The 781-nt window shown below is 58.6% G+C and carries 2 protein-coding genes; both read right to left on the bottom strand.

Translation table 11 applies throughout. The features are described from left to right. Positions 1-523 (bottom strand): IS66 family transposase zinc-finger binding domain-containing protein (locus tag ACSQ36_RS46990; RefSeq protein WP_436187633.1); only part of this gene is annotated, 523 nt, incomplete at its 3' end. Between the two features lie 50 nt (positions 524-573). Beyond that, positions 574-781 (bottom strand): IS66 family insertion sequence element accessory protein TnpB (gene tnpB / locus ACSQ36_RS46985; protein ID WP_436187632.1); only part of this gene is annotated, 208 nt, incomplete at its 5' end.

The raw sequence follows: 781 nt of genomic DNA, 5'->3' as shown, positions 1-781 counted from the left end.
GGTCGCATCGCACACAGGCCTTCTTGCGCCGGATGTGACGAATGACCTTGAAGGCTGCCTTGATGATCGTCAGTTGCTCGGCAACGTCCTCGCCCAGCGGCTTAAGCTCGCCTGCGCACTCCGGACAGACGACTTCGACAGGTTCGTAAATATGATCTTCGCGGGGCAGATGAGCGGGCAACGCTCGACGTGTCGAAGGTTTGCGCGGCTTCACCTTCTTCTGCTCCAGTTCTGCAGTAACTTCGGCCTCACCATCGGTCGCCTCCAGCTCTTCAAGCCGCGTTTCCAGGCGTTCGATCTCTCGGTCTAGTTTCTCTGAACTGCTGCCAAACTGCATCCGCTTCAGTTTGGCGATCTGCAGCTTCAACCGCTCGATCTCCAACGCGCGGGCCTGCAGCGTACGCTGCATCTGTGCGATAGACTCGAGCTGTTGCTGGACCACGCCGTCACGCTCGACCAGCGCCAGATCGCGTGCCGACACCATCGCCTTCAAGATGGCGATGTCGTCAGGCAAGTCAGTCATCTCAGAGCTGGCATTTAGCATGCGCGCAGTTTACGCAGGTTCCGGCTCGTTTACAACGCCGACATCAATGGTGATGTCCGCCGGGGCTGCTTCCAGTCAATGCCTTCGAGCAGCATCGACAGTTGGGCTTGCGTCAGATGAACCTTGCCGCTCTCAGCCTGCGGCCAGACAAAGCGCCCGCTACTTTCAAGACGCTTCGCGAGTAGGCATAGTCCATCGCCCGTGGCCCAGAGGATTTTGACAACGTTCCCGCGTTTT

The sequence above is a fragment of the Caballeronia sp. LjRoot34 genome, assembly GCF_964253815.1.
In the GTDB taxonomy this organism is placed as follows: Bacteria; Pseudomonadota; Gammaproteobacteria; order Burkholderiales; family Burkholderiaceae; genus Caballeronia.
Note: the sequence above shows the minus strand (reverse complement) of the source record. Positions and strands in the feature narration are given on the sequence as shown.